Source organism: Parvivirga hydrogeniphila, from assembly GCF_023371205.1.
Taxonomy (GTDB): domain Bacteria; phylum Actinomycetota; class Coriobacteriia; order Anaerosomatales; family Anaerosomataceae; genus Parvivirga; species Parvivirga hydrogeniphila.
On record NZ_JAMCCO010000001.1, the window covers coordinates 855956 to 868508 of the forward strand.

The 12553-nt window shown below is 68.5% G+C and carries 10 protein-coding genes and 1 tRNA gene; 7 read left to right on the plus strand and 4 right to left on the minus strand.

The features are described from left to right. Positions 1 to 6: 6 nt before the first annotated feature. The 4 genes from MX659_RS04410 to MX659_RS04425 form a co-directional block, all read right to left on the minus strand. Positions 7 to 2073 (minus strand): ATP-dependent helicase, encoded by a 2067-nt coding sequence (locus MX659_RS04410; RefSeq protein ID WP_267192250.1) that lies wholly within the window; start codon positions 2071 to 2073, stop codon positions 7 to 9. 71 nt (positions 2074 to 2144) lie between these two features. Beyond that, positions 2145 to 3167 (minus strand): adenosine deaminase, encoded by a 1023-nt coding sequence (locus MX659_RS04415; protein WP_267192251.1) that lies wholly within the window; start codon positions 3165 to 3167, stop codon positions 2145 to 2147. A gap of 47 nt (positions 3168 to 3214) precedes the next feature. Next, positions 3215 to 3301, minus strand: a tRNA-Leu gene (locus MX659_RS04420). Positions 3302 to 3379: 78 nt separating this feature from the next. Beyond that, positions 3380 to 3940, minus strand: a complete 561-nt coding sequence (locus MX659_RS04425) for a hypothetical protein (RefSeq protein ID WP_267192252.1) — start codon at positions 3938 to 3940, stop codon at positions 3380 to 3382. Positions 3941 to 4040: 100 nt separating this feature from the next. Here MX659_RS04425 and MX659_RS04430 point away from each other — a divergent pair, with 100 nt between their 5' ends. The 7 genes from MX659_RS04430 (at position 4041) to MX659_RS04460 (ending at position 12517) form a co-directional block, all read left to right on the plus strand. Next, positions 4041 to 5456, plus strand: coding sequence for a sensor histidine kinase (locus MX659_RS04430; RefSeq protein WP_267192253.1), 1416 nt, complete (start codon positions 4041 to 4043; stop codon positions 5454 to 5456). A gap of 1 nt (position 5457) precedes the next feature. Continuing rightward, a complete protein-coding gene (locus tag MX659_RS04435; RefSeq protein WP_267192254.1) occupies positions 5458 to 6036 on the plus strand; it encodes an ANTAR domain-containing response regulator in 579 nt (192 codons plus the stop codon). A 131-nt stretch (positions 6037 to 6167) separates the two neighbouring features. Continuing rightward, positions 6168 to 7376 (plus strand): ABC transporter substrate-binding protein, encoded by a 1209-nt coding sequence (locus tag MX659_RS04440; protein ID WP_267192255.1) that lies wholly within the window; start codon positions 6168 to 6170, stop codon positions 7374 to 7376. 269 nt (positions 7377 to 7645) lie between these two features. Further along, positions 7646 to 8980 carry a heterodisulfide reductase-related iron-sulfur binding cluster gene (locus MX659_RS04445; RefSeq protein ID WP_267192256.1) on the plus strand — a complete coding sequence of 445 codons (1335 nt, stop codon included), beginning with the start codon at positions 7646 to 7648 and terminating at the stop codon, positions 8978 to 8980. Further along, positions 8977 to 10185: a class II glutamine amidotransferase gene (locus MX659_RS04450; RefSeq protein WP_267192257.1), complete on the plus strand. Its 1209-nt coding sequence runs from the start codon at positions 8977 to 8979 to the stop codon at positions 10183 to 10185. The genes MX659_RS04445 and MX659_RS04450 overlap by 4 nt, the downstream gene beginning before the upstream one ends. Position 10186: 1 nt before the next feature. Further along, complete coding sequence (locus MX659_RS04455) at positions 10187 to 11698, plus strand: glutamate synthase-related protein (RefSeq protein WP_267192258.1); 1512 nt, start codon at positions 10187 to 10189, stop codon at positions 11696 to 11698. 9 nt (positions 11699 to 11707) lie between these two features. Further along, positions 11708 to 12517 (plus strand): GltB/FmdC/FwdC-like GXGXG domain-containing protein, encoded by an 810-nt coding sequence (locus MX659_RS04460; protein WP_267192259.1) that lies wholly within the window; start codon positions 11708 to 11710, stop codon positions 12515 to 12517. The last annotated feature ends 36 nt before the right edge of the window (positions 12518 to 12553 follow it).

The window sequence follows — 12553 nt, forward strand, 5'->3', positions numbered from 1 at the left end:
GCGCTGTCACGACCAGAGGCGCGCCATCTGCTCGCGCACGCACGCCGTCGAGCCGACGGTCTCGACCGGCACGGCGTCGCTGTCGGCGTCCCCGAGACCCGGCGAGATGCAGTCGAACAGCGGAAGCGCGTCGCGGTCGATGAAGCGGGTGCGCTGAGAGTACCCGTAGGCGTCGGACGCGCCGCGACCGGCTGCGTAGTATCGAAGCGGCCAGCAGACGTACAGGTGGTCGCGGGCGCGCGTGCACGCGACGTAGAACAGCCGCCGCTCCTCGTCGAGCTCATCGGGCGATCCGGTGGCCATGTCAGACGGGATGTTCCCGTCCGCGGCGTGGATCACGAACACGACGTCGAACTCGAGCCCCTTGGCCGAGTGCATCGTCGAGAGCACGAGCCAGTCGTCGTCGAGAAGCGGCGGACCGGCGAGGTCCTCGGTCCACCGCGGGGGGTCGAGCGCCATCTCTGCGATGAAGCGCGAACGGCTCTCGAAACGGGCGGCGAGCGCTTCGAGCTGCTCCAAGTCCGCCAGGCGAGGCCCCGGGGCGTCGTACGTGCGCTCGACGAGGGGCGCGAGCACGGCGCGGGCCGCGTGCACCTGCGCGCTCACGTCGAGCGAGCCGTCGCTGCTGATCCGCTCGAGGGCATCGACCACGCGCCCGAGGATCTCGGCGCCCTGCGCCGGGACGCGCGCTTCGCGCCACGCGCTGAAGTCGCCGCCGGAGGCCGCCACGGCCTCGACCAGCCGCTTGGCCGTGGCCGGCCCGATACCGGGGACGAGGCCGAGCACGCGCACGGCGGCCGTCGCGTCCAGCGGATTCTCCGCCAGGCGGAGGAGGGCGACCAGGTCCTTGACGTGCGCCATCTCGAGGAACCTGAGCCCGCCGTACTTCACGAACGGCACGTTGCGCCGCTTGAGCTCGAGCTCCAGGTCGGCGGAGTGGTGCGCCGCGCGGAAGAGCACGGCCTGCTTGCGGAGCGGAACGCCGGCCTCGCGGTGCTCGAGGACACGGTCGACGACGAACGCCGACTGCTCGCGCTCGTCCGAGCAGCACACGAGACGGGGCCGCTCCCCTGGGCCCCGGTGGCTCACGAGGCCCTTGCGGTGCCCGCGCGACGCGCCCGCGATGATGGCGTTGGCGGCATCCAGGACGGGTTGGGTGGACCGGTAGTTGCGGGTGAGCACGACCGTCTCGGCGGCATCGAAGCGCTCGCAGAAGCGCACGATGTTCTCGACGGTAGCGGCGCGGAAGCCGTAGATCGCCTGGGCGTCGTCGCCCACGACCGTCACGCCGCGACCATCGGGACGCACGAGCGCCACGATCTCCGCTTGGATGGCGTTCGTGTCCTGGTACTCGTCGACGAGCACCGCATCGAAGCGGCCGCGCACGGCGCTCGCCACCGGCTCGGTCGAAAGGAGCGCGTGCCAGAACCACAGCAGGTCGTCGTAGTCGAGCACGTGCTGCCGCTCCTTGCGCTCCGTGTAGGCGTCGAACAGGCGCGCGAGGCCCTCCTCGGCATCGAGGCACCACGGGAATGCGGTCTTGAGGACCTGCGCGAGCGGTTCGCGTGCATTCACGCACCGGGAGTAGATGTCGAGGCAGGTCGATGGCTGCGGGAACCTGCGCTTCGCGCTCCCGAGGTCGAGATCCGAACGCACGAGCCGCATGAGGTCCTCGGCGTCCGAGCGGTCGAGCACGGTGAACGTGGGCGGAAGCCCGATCGCCTGCCCGTAGACGCGGAGCAGGCGCGCAGCCACTGCGTGGAAGGTGCCGCCCCAGACGCGCGACGCGCCGCTCGCGACGTGCGCGTCGCCCGAACGCGCGAGCAGCGTCTCGACGCGCCGCAGCATCTCGGCAGCGGCCCTGCGGGTGAACGTCAGAAGCAGGATGCGCCCAGGCTCGACGCCGCGCGCGATGAGCGCTGCGACGCGAGCGGCAAGCACGGTCGTCTTTCCGGTGCCGGCGCCCGCCACGACGAGCAGCGGGGAGTCCCCGTACGTGACCGCGGCACGCTGCTCGGCGTTCAGGTGAGCGACGAGCCGGCCTTCGGCATCTGCGCTGGCGGATCGGTCCATGGCGCCTCCATACGAACACGCGTTCGCATGGAGTGTACACGATACCGGTGCGCGCGTCGAACAGGCGTTCGTCAGGGCAGTGCGGCCGCGGCTCGCACCGCTTCGACGTGCGCGGCCTTCGCGCTCTCATCGAGGAACGATGCTACGAACGAGTTTTCCGCGAGCGTGACGATTTCGTCGCGCGACAGGTCGAGCGCGAGCGCGGCCACGACGTAGTTCTCGACGAGGTAGCCCCCGAAGTACGCCGGGTCGTCCGAGTTCACGGTGACGAGCAGGCCCGCATCCAGCATGCGCTTCAACGGGTGCTGCTCGAGCGACGGCACGACCCTGAGCTTCACGTTCGAGAGCGGGCACACCGTGAGCGGCACGCGCTCGCGGGCGAGGCGCTCGACGAGCGCGGGGTCTTCGAGGCTGCGCACGCCGTGGTCGATCCGCTCGGCGCCCAAGAGGTCGAGCGCTGCGGCGACGTATTCCGGCGGCCCCTCTTCGCCCGCGTGCGCGACGCGGTGCATGCCGTACGCGGCCGCCTCCGCGAAGACGTCGCGGAAGAGCTCGGGCGGGTAGCCGGCTTCCGCTGAATCGAGGCCGACGCCTGCGATGCGGTGCCGGTACAGGTGCGCTGTCGCGAGCGTCTTTCGTGCGTCCTCGACGGAGTGGTCTCGCAAGAAGCACATGATCAGCCGCGAGGTGATGCCGAGCTGCGCCTCGGCGTCTTCGAGCGCGAGCAGGATGCCGGCGATGAAGATGCCGAAGGGCACGCCGCGCGCCAGGTGCGCCTGCGGGTCGAAGAACGGCTCGACGTGCCGCACGTTCTGCTCTGCCGCACGCGTGAGGTACGCCCACGCGAGGTCGTAGAAGTCCTGCTCGGTGCGCAGCACGGCGGTCGTCGCGTAGTACACGTCGAGGAATGACTGCAGGTTCTCGAACCGGTACGCCGCTTTGGCTGCTTCGATGCTGGGGAAGGGCGGCGAGATGCCGTTGCGTTCGGCGATGGTAAGCGCGAGCTCCGGCTCGAGCGTGCCCTCCAGGTGCACGTGCAGTTCGGCCTTCGGCAGCCGCCTGACGAAGGACTCGAGCGCCTCTCGGTCCCGCATCGATCCCCCAAACCTCGTGGCTGCGCCGTTCGCGCGTCGCACGGCGGTGGTGCCCGGGGCGGGAATCGAACCCGCACGACCTTTCGGCCATCGGTTTTTGAGACCGACGCGTCTGCCAGTTCCGCCACCCGGGCACGGCGTGCCGCACGGCGAAGGATTATAGCAGGACGGATGCGCGCACACGCACATGCGCTCGGAGGAAGCCGCCGCTCTTACAGCAGGAAATCGGTCTTGAGAAGCGTGCTCAGGTCTGCGATCACGGAGACCAGGTTGACTGCCACGAAGACGCCGACGAGCAGGACGACGACGGCGCTCGCGCCCAGGCGCGTGCTCACGCGCTGCAGGTCTTGGGCGGCTCGGTCGCCGGGAGTGCACGCGACGTCGGCGTCGGCGATGCCCGCGAGCTCGCGTGTTCCCAGCACGGCGAGCACGACCGCGGCGCCTGCGGCCGCTGCGTTGAGGACGATCCACACGAGGTTCACCACCGAAGCGGGCTGCCCTTTCAAGATGAGCGAGCCGAGACCCGCCGAGACCACGACGTACGCGATCGCGAGCAGAGCGGAGCCCTGGACCCAATCGAGCAGCCGGAACGCGCGGGGGATCACCCGCTCAGGCGGGACAGACGTCTCGCTCGCCGCCGGTTCTTGCGTGCAGCGCGCAAGCCTCGTGCTCGCCCGGAACCCCGCGATGGCCAAGGCCGCGGCGGATGCCAGGTAGACGACCGCGAAGGCGATGTACGCGTAGATGTACGTCGCAGTTGTCGTCGGTCCCATCGAACCCCCTCAGTGCAGCCGTGCGTCCTGAGGAGATGATACTCCACGATCCCGCGCGGTGCACGAGGGGCTTGGGCGCCGCCCGCTCTATACTGTGCGCATGGCCAGAACCATCGACAGCGTTCCCGCCGCCCGGTTCCCGCTCAGCGGACACGTGCAAAACGTCGCGGACAACCTGCAGCTGGTCGCCGACCTCGGCTACGGGGACGTGGCGCTGGCCGTCCCCGAGGGCCGGACATTGCGCGTGGTCGCCGACGCCCGACCGGTGACCGCGGTGTCCGCGATCGGTACGAGCAGGGTGGGGCGGGTGCTGGACGAGTCGGCGGAACGCGAAGCGTACGAAGCGCTTCGCACCGGGGCGCCTTCGTGCGGAACGCGCCGTCGCACGGCCCGCGGCATCGCCTACGCGACTGCGGCGTACCCCATCCGCTCGGACGGCGCGCTTGTCGGTGTGCTCGTGCGCAACCTGGCCGAGCAGGTCACAGAAAGCCCGGGGGCGATGGAAGTCGCGTTCATGGGGCTCGCCGAGCGGGTGATCCGCCTGCTGAGCGAGGGACCGATCCTGGACGTCGACACCGGCGCGCCGTTCGCGACGGTTCGGCGCGCTGGCGACGGCATCATGGAGATCGACGGGAGCGGCGTCGTCGCCTACGCGAGCCCGAACGCGGTGAACATCATGCGCCTCGCTGGTTCGGACAGCGCCGTCACAGGACGTGCGGCCACGGAGCTTCCTGGCGGTGCGACGGCGATCGCGCCTGTCGTGCACTCCCGCGGCGGCCGCGCCGTCGTCATCGAAGTGGCGGGGCGCGTCTTGAACTACCGCGCCATCGGGTTCGACCCCGGTGCGCTCGTGCTCGTGGAGGACATCACGGACGTGCGGCGCCGGGAGCAGGAGATCCGGGTCAAGGAAGCGACCATCCGCGAGGTCCATCACCGCGTGAAGAACAACCTGCAGACGGTCGCGTCGCTGCTTCGCATCCAGGCCCGGCGCGCGTCGAGCGGGGAGGCGAAGCGAGCGCTGACCGAGGCGGTCGACCGCGTGGCTTCGATGGCGGTCGTGCACGAGATGCTGGCTGCCGCCACGGAAGAGGCGGTCGACTTCACGGCCGTCGCGCGCACCGTCGTCGACATGGTGGTGCGTGGCATGGCCGCGGAGGCCACGGCGCGCGCTCGGGTGGAAGGCGAGACCGGCCTCGTGCCAGCAGCGACGGCGACGTCGCTCGCGCTCGTCCTGGCCGAGCTCGTCCACAACGCGATCGAGCACGGCCTTCGTGCGGAGGCAGGCGAGGTGACTGTCACGCTCAGCAGGACTGCAGACACCTTGGTGCTGAGCGTGCGCGACACGGGCCCCGGGCTGCCTGAAGGGTTCGACCCAGGCGCCTCCGGCAATCTCGGGCTTGCTATCGTCCGCACCGTCGTGGAGGAGGACCTTCGCGGATCGCTGGGCTTCTCGGGCACGCGTGGCACGACCGTGACGGTGCGGGTGCCGATGACGGCGGAAGGCGGGAGGCGCTGAGGTGCGCGTGCTCATCGCAGAAGACGAGGCCATCATCCGCATGGACCTGCGCGAGATGCTGGAAGAAGAGGGGCACGAGGTCGTGGGCGAAGCGCGCGACGGCGAGGAAGCCGTCCGTCTTGCCCGGGCGCTCGCGCCCGACGTCGTCTTCATGGACATCAAGATGCCCGGAATGGACGGGATCGAGGCGGCACGCGTGCTGTCGGACGAGCGGATCGCGCCCGTCGTGATGGTGACGGCGTTCTCACAATCCTCCTACGTCGAGGAGGCGTGTCGGGTAGGCGCGATGGCCTACCTCGTCAAGCCGTTCTCGAAGAAGGACGTCCTGCCCGCGATGCAGGTGGCGATCGCCCGGTTCGCAGAGGCCCGCGCGCTGGAGCAGGAAGCCGCCGACCTCTCGGAGCGGCTTGAGACGCGCAAGCTGCTCGATCGGGCCAAAGGCGTGCTCATGGCTCACGGTCTGAGCGAGCCGGAAGCGTTCCGTCGGCTGCAGAAGCTCGCCATGGACCGCCGCATTTCGCTCAAAGAGGTCGCTCGCGCGATCGTGCTCGCCGAGGAGGCGAAGGGGCACGAGGGCTGAGGGGCGTTTGAGCGGGGGTCGCCCAGGCTTCGGGGAGTGATGCATTCTGTCGAATGCCGTCGCCGGAGTCAGGCAGCCGCGCCGTGGGCAACCAGCGAGCGCAATGTGCGAAGACGGGGAGGTGGAGGCCGATGAAGCGAGGAATGGCACTGCTCAGCCTGGCAGTAGCAGCATCTCTTCTGGCGGCCGGGTGCTCTTCTGGAACGAAGACCGGCGGCGGCACCGGAGGCAAGGCGTCGGACGACACGATCATCATCGGGTCCGCGCTGTGCCAGACCGGCATCCAGGCGCCCATCGACGAGCCTGCGCTCAGGGGAGCGCAGCTCGCGGTGGACGAACTCAACGCCAAGGGCGGCATCCTCGGCAAGAAGGTCCAGCTCATCGCCATGGACGGCAAGAGCGACACTGTGACGGCCGGCAACGTGGCCAGACAGCTCATCGAGCAGGGAGCCGACGCTATCATCGCGCCGGGCGACTTCGACTTCGGCGGCCCGGCATCTCGCGAGGCGCAGATGGCGGGCATCGTGGGCATATCGCCGTGCGCTTCGTCGCCGCGGTACGGGTCCGCAGCGCTTGGCGACAAGCAGTTCACGCTTTCCATGTGGAACACCACCATGGGTGCGGCGACTGCCGAGTACGCCTACAACGTCAAGGGATGGCGCTCGGTGTACGTCATCACCGATGACTTCATCGACTACACGAAGAGCCTCTCGCGGTACTTCATCGTCCGCTTCAAGGAGCTGGGCGGGAAGGTCATCTTCGAGGACACCTACACGCAGGGCCAGGCCGACGCGTCGGCGCAGCTCGCGCGAATCAAGGCCCTCAAGGAGAAGCCGGACTTCATCTACATCTCGTCGTACCAGCCCGATCTTGCGCTCATCATCCGAACGCTCCGCGAAAGCGGCGTGACGCAGCCTGTGGTGGGCGGCGACTCCTATGACGACCCGTCGCTGTTCGAGGCTCTCGGGACGAAGTACGGCAACGAGGTCTACTACGATACGCACGGCTTCCTGTCGGACGAGGCGAACCCGAAGTACTCCGAGTTCGCTGCCGCATACAAGAAGAAGTTCGGTTCTGATCCGGACGCGGTGTGGATCATGCCCGGCTACGACGTCGTCATGGTGCTTGCCCAGGCGATGGAGAAGGCCGGGACCACCGACGGCGCGGCAGTGGCGAAGGCGATGGAAGACATGACCTTCGACTGCCTGACGGGCAAGCTCGACTGGGCTCCTGCAGACAAGGGCCATGAGCCGAACAAGGCCGCTGCCCTGGTGCAACTGGTTGACGGCAAGCCGAAGTTCCTCGGCTGGGTCATCCCAGAGAAGATCCCGGCCCCATAGGGCACTGGCCGGGCATGCGGCGTCCGCTCATCACCGTTCGTTTCGAGTTCCCGAAACGCGTACTGGCGGCGTACGGGTTCTCGCTGCCTGAGTAGCGACGCGCTCGGAGGCGGGTCGTACCCGCTTTCCGGCAGGTTTCGAGTGTGTTAGAATCCGCGTACGGCACAACGGCGTGCCGAATCTGACGTGACGCGAGCAAAGGCGCTCGCCCCGGCCTCAGGCCGGCGGCGGGCGCCTTGTGTTTTCCGACCAAGGAGCGGTGAGGCAGCGTGAAGGAGTTCGCGGTCTTCTGGGGGTGCACGATCCCTGCGCGGTTCCCGTTCATCGAGAAGGCGACGCGCCTGGTGTTCGACGACCTCGGTGCGACGGTGCACGAGCTCGAGGGACACACCTGCTGCCCCGAAGGCGTGCTCGTCAAGTCGAACGACGAAGACGCCTTCTACCTCGTCGCGGCGCGCAACCTCGCGATCGTCGAGCGGGCCGGCCTGGATGTCGTGACGCCGTGCAGCGGCTGCTACTCGACCTTCAAGGAGGCCGAAAGCCACCTGGCGGCCGACTGGCGTGCGCGCGAGGCGGTCAATGCGCGCCTGGAGCCGGAGGGGCTTCGCTTCGACGGTGAGCTGCGCGTCGTCCACTTGGCAGAATGGCTCGCCGATGTGCTCGGTCCGGGTCCTGTCGCCGCGAAGGTCGTCAAGCCGCTGTGGGGGCTGCGGATCGCCGTCCACTACGGCTGCCACCTCCTGCGGCCGAGCCCGGCAGTGCGGTGGGACGACCCGCTCAGCCCGACCAAGGTCGAGGGGCTCGTCGCAGCGCTCGGCGCCACTGTGGTCGACTATCCGACGAAGATGCAGTGCTGCGGCGGCGCGCTCGATCGCGTGGGAGAGCGGGACGCGTCGCTCGCGTTCGCACGCCGGAAGCTGCTCGACCTGCAGGCGCACGGCGTGGACGCACTTGTCGTGGTGTGTCCGAGCTGCTTCCAGCAGTTCGACCTCAACCAGGCGGCGCTCCAGCGCGCGAAAGAAGACGTGAACGTGCCGGTGCTGTACCTGTCCGAGCTCGTTGCCCTCGCGTACGGGCACTCGCCGGAAGAGATCGGGCTCGAGATGCACCGCGTCGGCGTGGAGCCGTTCCTGGAGCGGTGGGAGGCCCGCCAGGCCGACAAGGCGCGGCTCGCTGCGCTGTTCGACGTGTCGCTGCTCGCCAAGTGCGTGAACTGCCAGGCGTGCAAGGACGACTGCCCGGTGTGCAAGATCGACCCCTCGTTCCAGCCCACCGAGATCATGGCGCGGCTGCTCGCTGGCGAGCTCGACGAGGTGCTCGCCGAACGCCAGCTATGGAAGTGCCTCGAGTGCTACACGTGCCAGGAGCTCTGCCACAGCCGCATCGGGATGGCCGACACCTTCCGTCGGCTGAAAGAGATCGCGATCGAGGCCGGGCTCGGGCCGGACCAGGTCGTGGCGGCCTACGAGACCTTCGTGAAGACCGGCCTGCTCGGCTCTGCACGAGAGTCTGCTCGCAAGAAGCTGGGTCTCGAGCCGCTCCCGGCCCGCGGCGGCGACCTGTCGGGCCTGCTTGGATCGGACGATGGAGAGGAGTCGCGATGAGCACCACGCGTCCCCGGTACGCTGAAGAGGCGCCGTTCAAGATCCACGGCGGGTGCGGGCTCGCCGGCATCTGTGACGAGAGCGGCGCTGCGATGAGCGGCGAGCGGATCATCCTCGCGATGGCCGTGCAGCGCGATCGCGGCAACGGCTTAGGAGGCGGCTTTGCCGGCTACGGCATCTATCCGGAGTTCCCGGACCACTTCGCCTTTCATCTGATGTACCACGACGAGCAGGCACGCGAGGAGGCCGAGGCGCTTCTGAACGAGCACTGCGTGGTCGACCTTGCCGAGCCGATGCCGACCCGTCCGGTGAAAGGCATCGCCGATGCGCCGCTGCTGTGGCGCTACTTCCTCAAGCCGCTGCCGGGCGAGCTCGAGCGTCTGGAGCTCTCGGAAGAAGACCTCGTCGTGCGGCTCGTGATGACCATCAACGCCACGGTGGACGGTGCGTTCGTGGCTTCCTCTGGCAAGAACATGGGCGTCTTCAAAGGCGTCGGGTTCCCTGAGGAGATCGGTCACTTCTACCGTCTCGAGGAGTACGAGGGCCACACCTGGACGGGGCACAACCGCTTCCCGACGAACACGCCTGGCTGGTGGGGCGGCGCGCACCCGTTCGCGCTGCTCGACTGGACGATCGTGCACAACGGCGAGATCTCGTCGTACGGCATCAACTCGCGCTACCTGGAGCAGTTCGGCTACCGCTGCACGCTCGGCACCGACACCGAGGTGGCGGCCTACCTGTTCGACCTCATGCTCAGGCGGCACGGGCTGCCGCTCGAGCTGGCGTGCAAAGCGCTCGCCGCGCCGCTGTGGTCGGAGATCGACCGGATGCCGGAGGCCGAGCGCGAGCTGATGCGCTCGCTGCGCGCGGTGTACGGGCCTGCGATGCTCAACGGCCCCTTCGCGATCATCCTCGGCTTCAACGGCGGGATGGTCGCGCTCAACGACCGCATCAAGCTGCGCCCGCTCGTCGCGGCGAGGTCGGGGAGCGTCGTGGTGGTCGCGTCCGAAGAAGCGGCCATCCGCGCGGTCGTGCCTGAGCCCGACGCCGTGTGGATGCCCAAAGCGGGCGAGCCGACGGTCGCGCGGATCGAAGGGATGCCGTGGCCGATCCACGGCGATTTGCACCTCTCGCCGTCGGAGGTCTCGTGTGCGGTGCTCGGTACCGAAGACGTGTGCGACGAAGCGGTGGAGGTGACCGCGTAAGATGCCTGCGACATTCATCCAGCCCGAGTTCCGGGTCAAGATCGACTACGACAAGTGCCACAAGTGCGGGCGCTGCGTGCAGCAGTGCGGCTGGGGCGTGTACGACTTCAACGAGCGGCCCGTCCCGCACGACGAGAAGTGCCGCGCGTGCCACCGCTGCGTGACGTTCTGCCCTGCGCACTGCATCACGATCGAGCGCAACCCGCTCGCATACCGCGAGAACGACAACTGGTCTGCGCCGCTTCGCAAGGCGGTGTGGAAGCAAGCGGAGACCGGCGGCGTGCTGCTCACCTCGATGGGCAACCCGCAGCCGTACCCGCGCATCTTCGATCACCTGCTGCTCGACGCGTGCCAGGTCACGAACCCGTCCATCGACCCGCTGCGCGAGCCCATGGAGCTCCGCACCTACCTCGGCCGCAAGCCTGACGCGGTGCAGGTGGAGCCCGACGGTGCGGGCGGCTACCGGCTTGCCGAAGACGGCGGCATGAGCCGCAACATCGAGCTCGCCACGCCGATCGTCTTCTCGCCGATGAGCTACGGGTCGGTCTCGCTCAACGTGCACAAGTCGCTCGCGATGGCGGCCGAGCGCTGCGGCATCCTCATGAACACCGGCGAAGGCGGACTGCACGAGGACCTATATCCGTACCAGGACCACGTGATCGTGCAGGTCGCTTCGGGCCGGTTCGGCGTCGGCCCCGACTACCTCAAGCGCGGCGCTGCCATCGAGATCAAGATCGGGCAGGGCGCCAAACCCGGCATCGGCGGGCATCTGCCGGGCGAGAAGATCAACAAGGAAGTCTCGTCCACCCGCATGATCCCGCAGGGCACCGACGCCATCAGTCCGGCGCCGCATCACGACATCTACTCGATCGAGGACTTGCGCCAGCTCATCTACGCGCTCAAAGAGGCGAGCGGCTACAAGCCCGTGGGTGTGAAGATCGCGGCCGTCCACAACGTCGCGGCGATCGCGAGCGGCATCGTGCGAGCGGGAGCCGACTACATCTACCTCGACGGGTTCCGTGGCGGCACCGGCGCGGCCCCGGCGGTCATCCGCGACCACGTGGGCATCCCGGTGGAGATCGCCGTCGCGGTGGTCGACCAGCGCCTGCGCGAGGAAGGCATCCGCAACCACGCGTCGATCGTCGCGGCAGGCTCCATCCGCTCATCGGCAGACGTCGCGAAAGCGATCGCGCTCGGCGCGGACGTCGTCGCCATCGGGACCGCTGCGCTCATCGCGCTGGGCTGCCACGTGTGCCAGAGCTGCCACACCGGGAGCTGCTCGTGGGGCATCACCACGCAGAAGCCGGAGCTCACGCGCCGCATCGATCCCGAGTGGGGCGCGGAGCGCGTCAGCAACCTCGTCCACGCGTGGAGCCACGAGCTGCAGGAGATCCTGGGCGCTCTGGGCGTCAACGCGATAGAGAGCCTGCGCGGAAGCCGCGAGCGGTTGCGCTCCATCGGGCTCGATGAGCAGACGAACCGGATCTTGGGCGTCAAACCGGCGGGGATGTGAGGAGGAGCGATGGCGAGCACAGTCATCGAAGGGTACCGGCAGGTCGCGCCTCACGTGCGGACGGAAGGCGACGCGATCGTCTTCGACGCGAACGGCGTGTACTACCGGCAGCTCAACGACGCGATCCGCCAAGCGGTCGAGGCGGGCGCGCGCCGCATCATCATCGAGAACGCGAACGGCCAGCGCTACATCGGAGCGGGCCTCCAGGTGAAGGACCTCGCCATCGAGGTGCGCGGCACGGCAGGCAACGACCTGGCTGCGTTCATGGACGGCCCGTCGATCGAGGTGTTCGGCAACGCCCAAGACGGCGTCGGCAACACCATGGCGTCTGGGAAGGTCGTGATCCACGGGGACGCTGGCGACGTGCTCGGCTACGGCATGCGCGGGGGGCGCGTGTTCGTGCGCGGGGACGTCGGCTACCGCGTCGGCATCCACATGAAGGCGTACGAGAGCCTCGTGCCCGTGGTCGTGTGCGGAGGCAAAGCGCGCGACTTCTTCGGCGAGTACATGGCAGGCGGCATGCTCGTGCTGCTCGGCATGAACACGCAGTTCCCGGACGATCCCATCGCGGGAGGATTCCTCGGGAGCGGGATGCACGGCGGCGTCATCTACCTCCGTGGCGCCGTCGAGCCGTGGCAGTGCGGCAAGGAGGTCGGCATCGCAGAAGCAAGCGACGCAGACATAGCAGCGTTGACGCCGGTGCTGAAGGACTACTGCGACTCGCTCGGCCTGGACATCGACGAGGTGCTGAGTGCTCCGTTCACGCGCATCGCGCCGGTGAGCCACCGTCCGTACGGCAAGATGTACGCGTACCTGTGAGGCGGTGTTGCGAAGAGTTCTTCTGTTGGAAACACG

Bases quoted from the DNA above. Each gene is read 5' to 3' on its own strand.
- MX659_RS04415 (WP_267192251.1), bottom strand. From the start codon at position 3,167: ATGCGGGACCGAGAGGCGCTCGAGTCCTTCGTCAGGCGGCTGCCGAAG.
- MX659_RS04440 (WP_267192255.1), top strand. From the start codon at position 6,168: ATGAAGCGAGGAATGGCACTGCTCAGCCTGGCAGTAGCAGCATCTCTT.
- MX659_RS04425 (WP_267192252.1), bottom strand. From the start codon at position 3,940: ATGGGACCGACGACAACTGCGACGTACATCTACGCGTACATCGCCTTC.
- MX659_RS04410 (WP_267192250.1), bottom strand. From the start codon at position 2,073: ATGGACCGATCCGCCAGCGCAGATGCCGAAGGCCGGCTCGTCGCTCAC.
- MX659_RS04460 (WP_267192259.1), top strand. From the start codon at position 11,708: ATGGCGAGCACAGTCATCGAAGGGTACCGGCAGGTCGCGCCTCACGTG.
- MX659_RS04455 (WP_267192258.1), top strand. From the start codon at position 10,187: ATGCCTGCGACATTCATCCAGCCCGAGTTCCGGGTCAAGATCGACTAC.
- MX659_RS04450 (WP_267192257.1), top strand. From the start codon at position 8,977: ATGAGCACCACGCGTCCCCGGTACGCTGAAGAGGCGCCGTTCAAGATC.
- MX659_RS04430 (WP_267192253.1), top strand. From the start codon at position 4,041: ATGGCCAGAACCATCGACAGCGTTCCCGCCGCCCGGTTCCCGCTCAGC.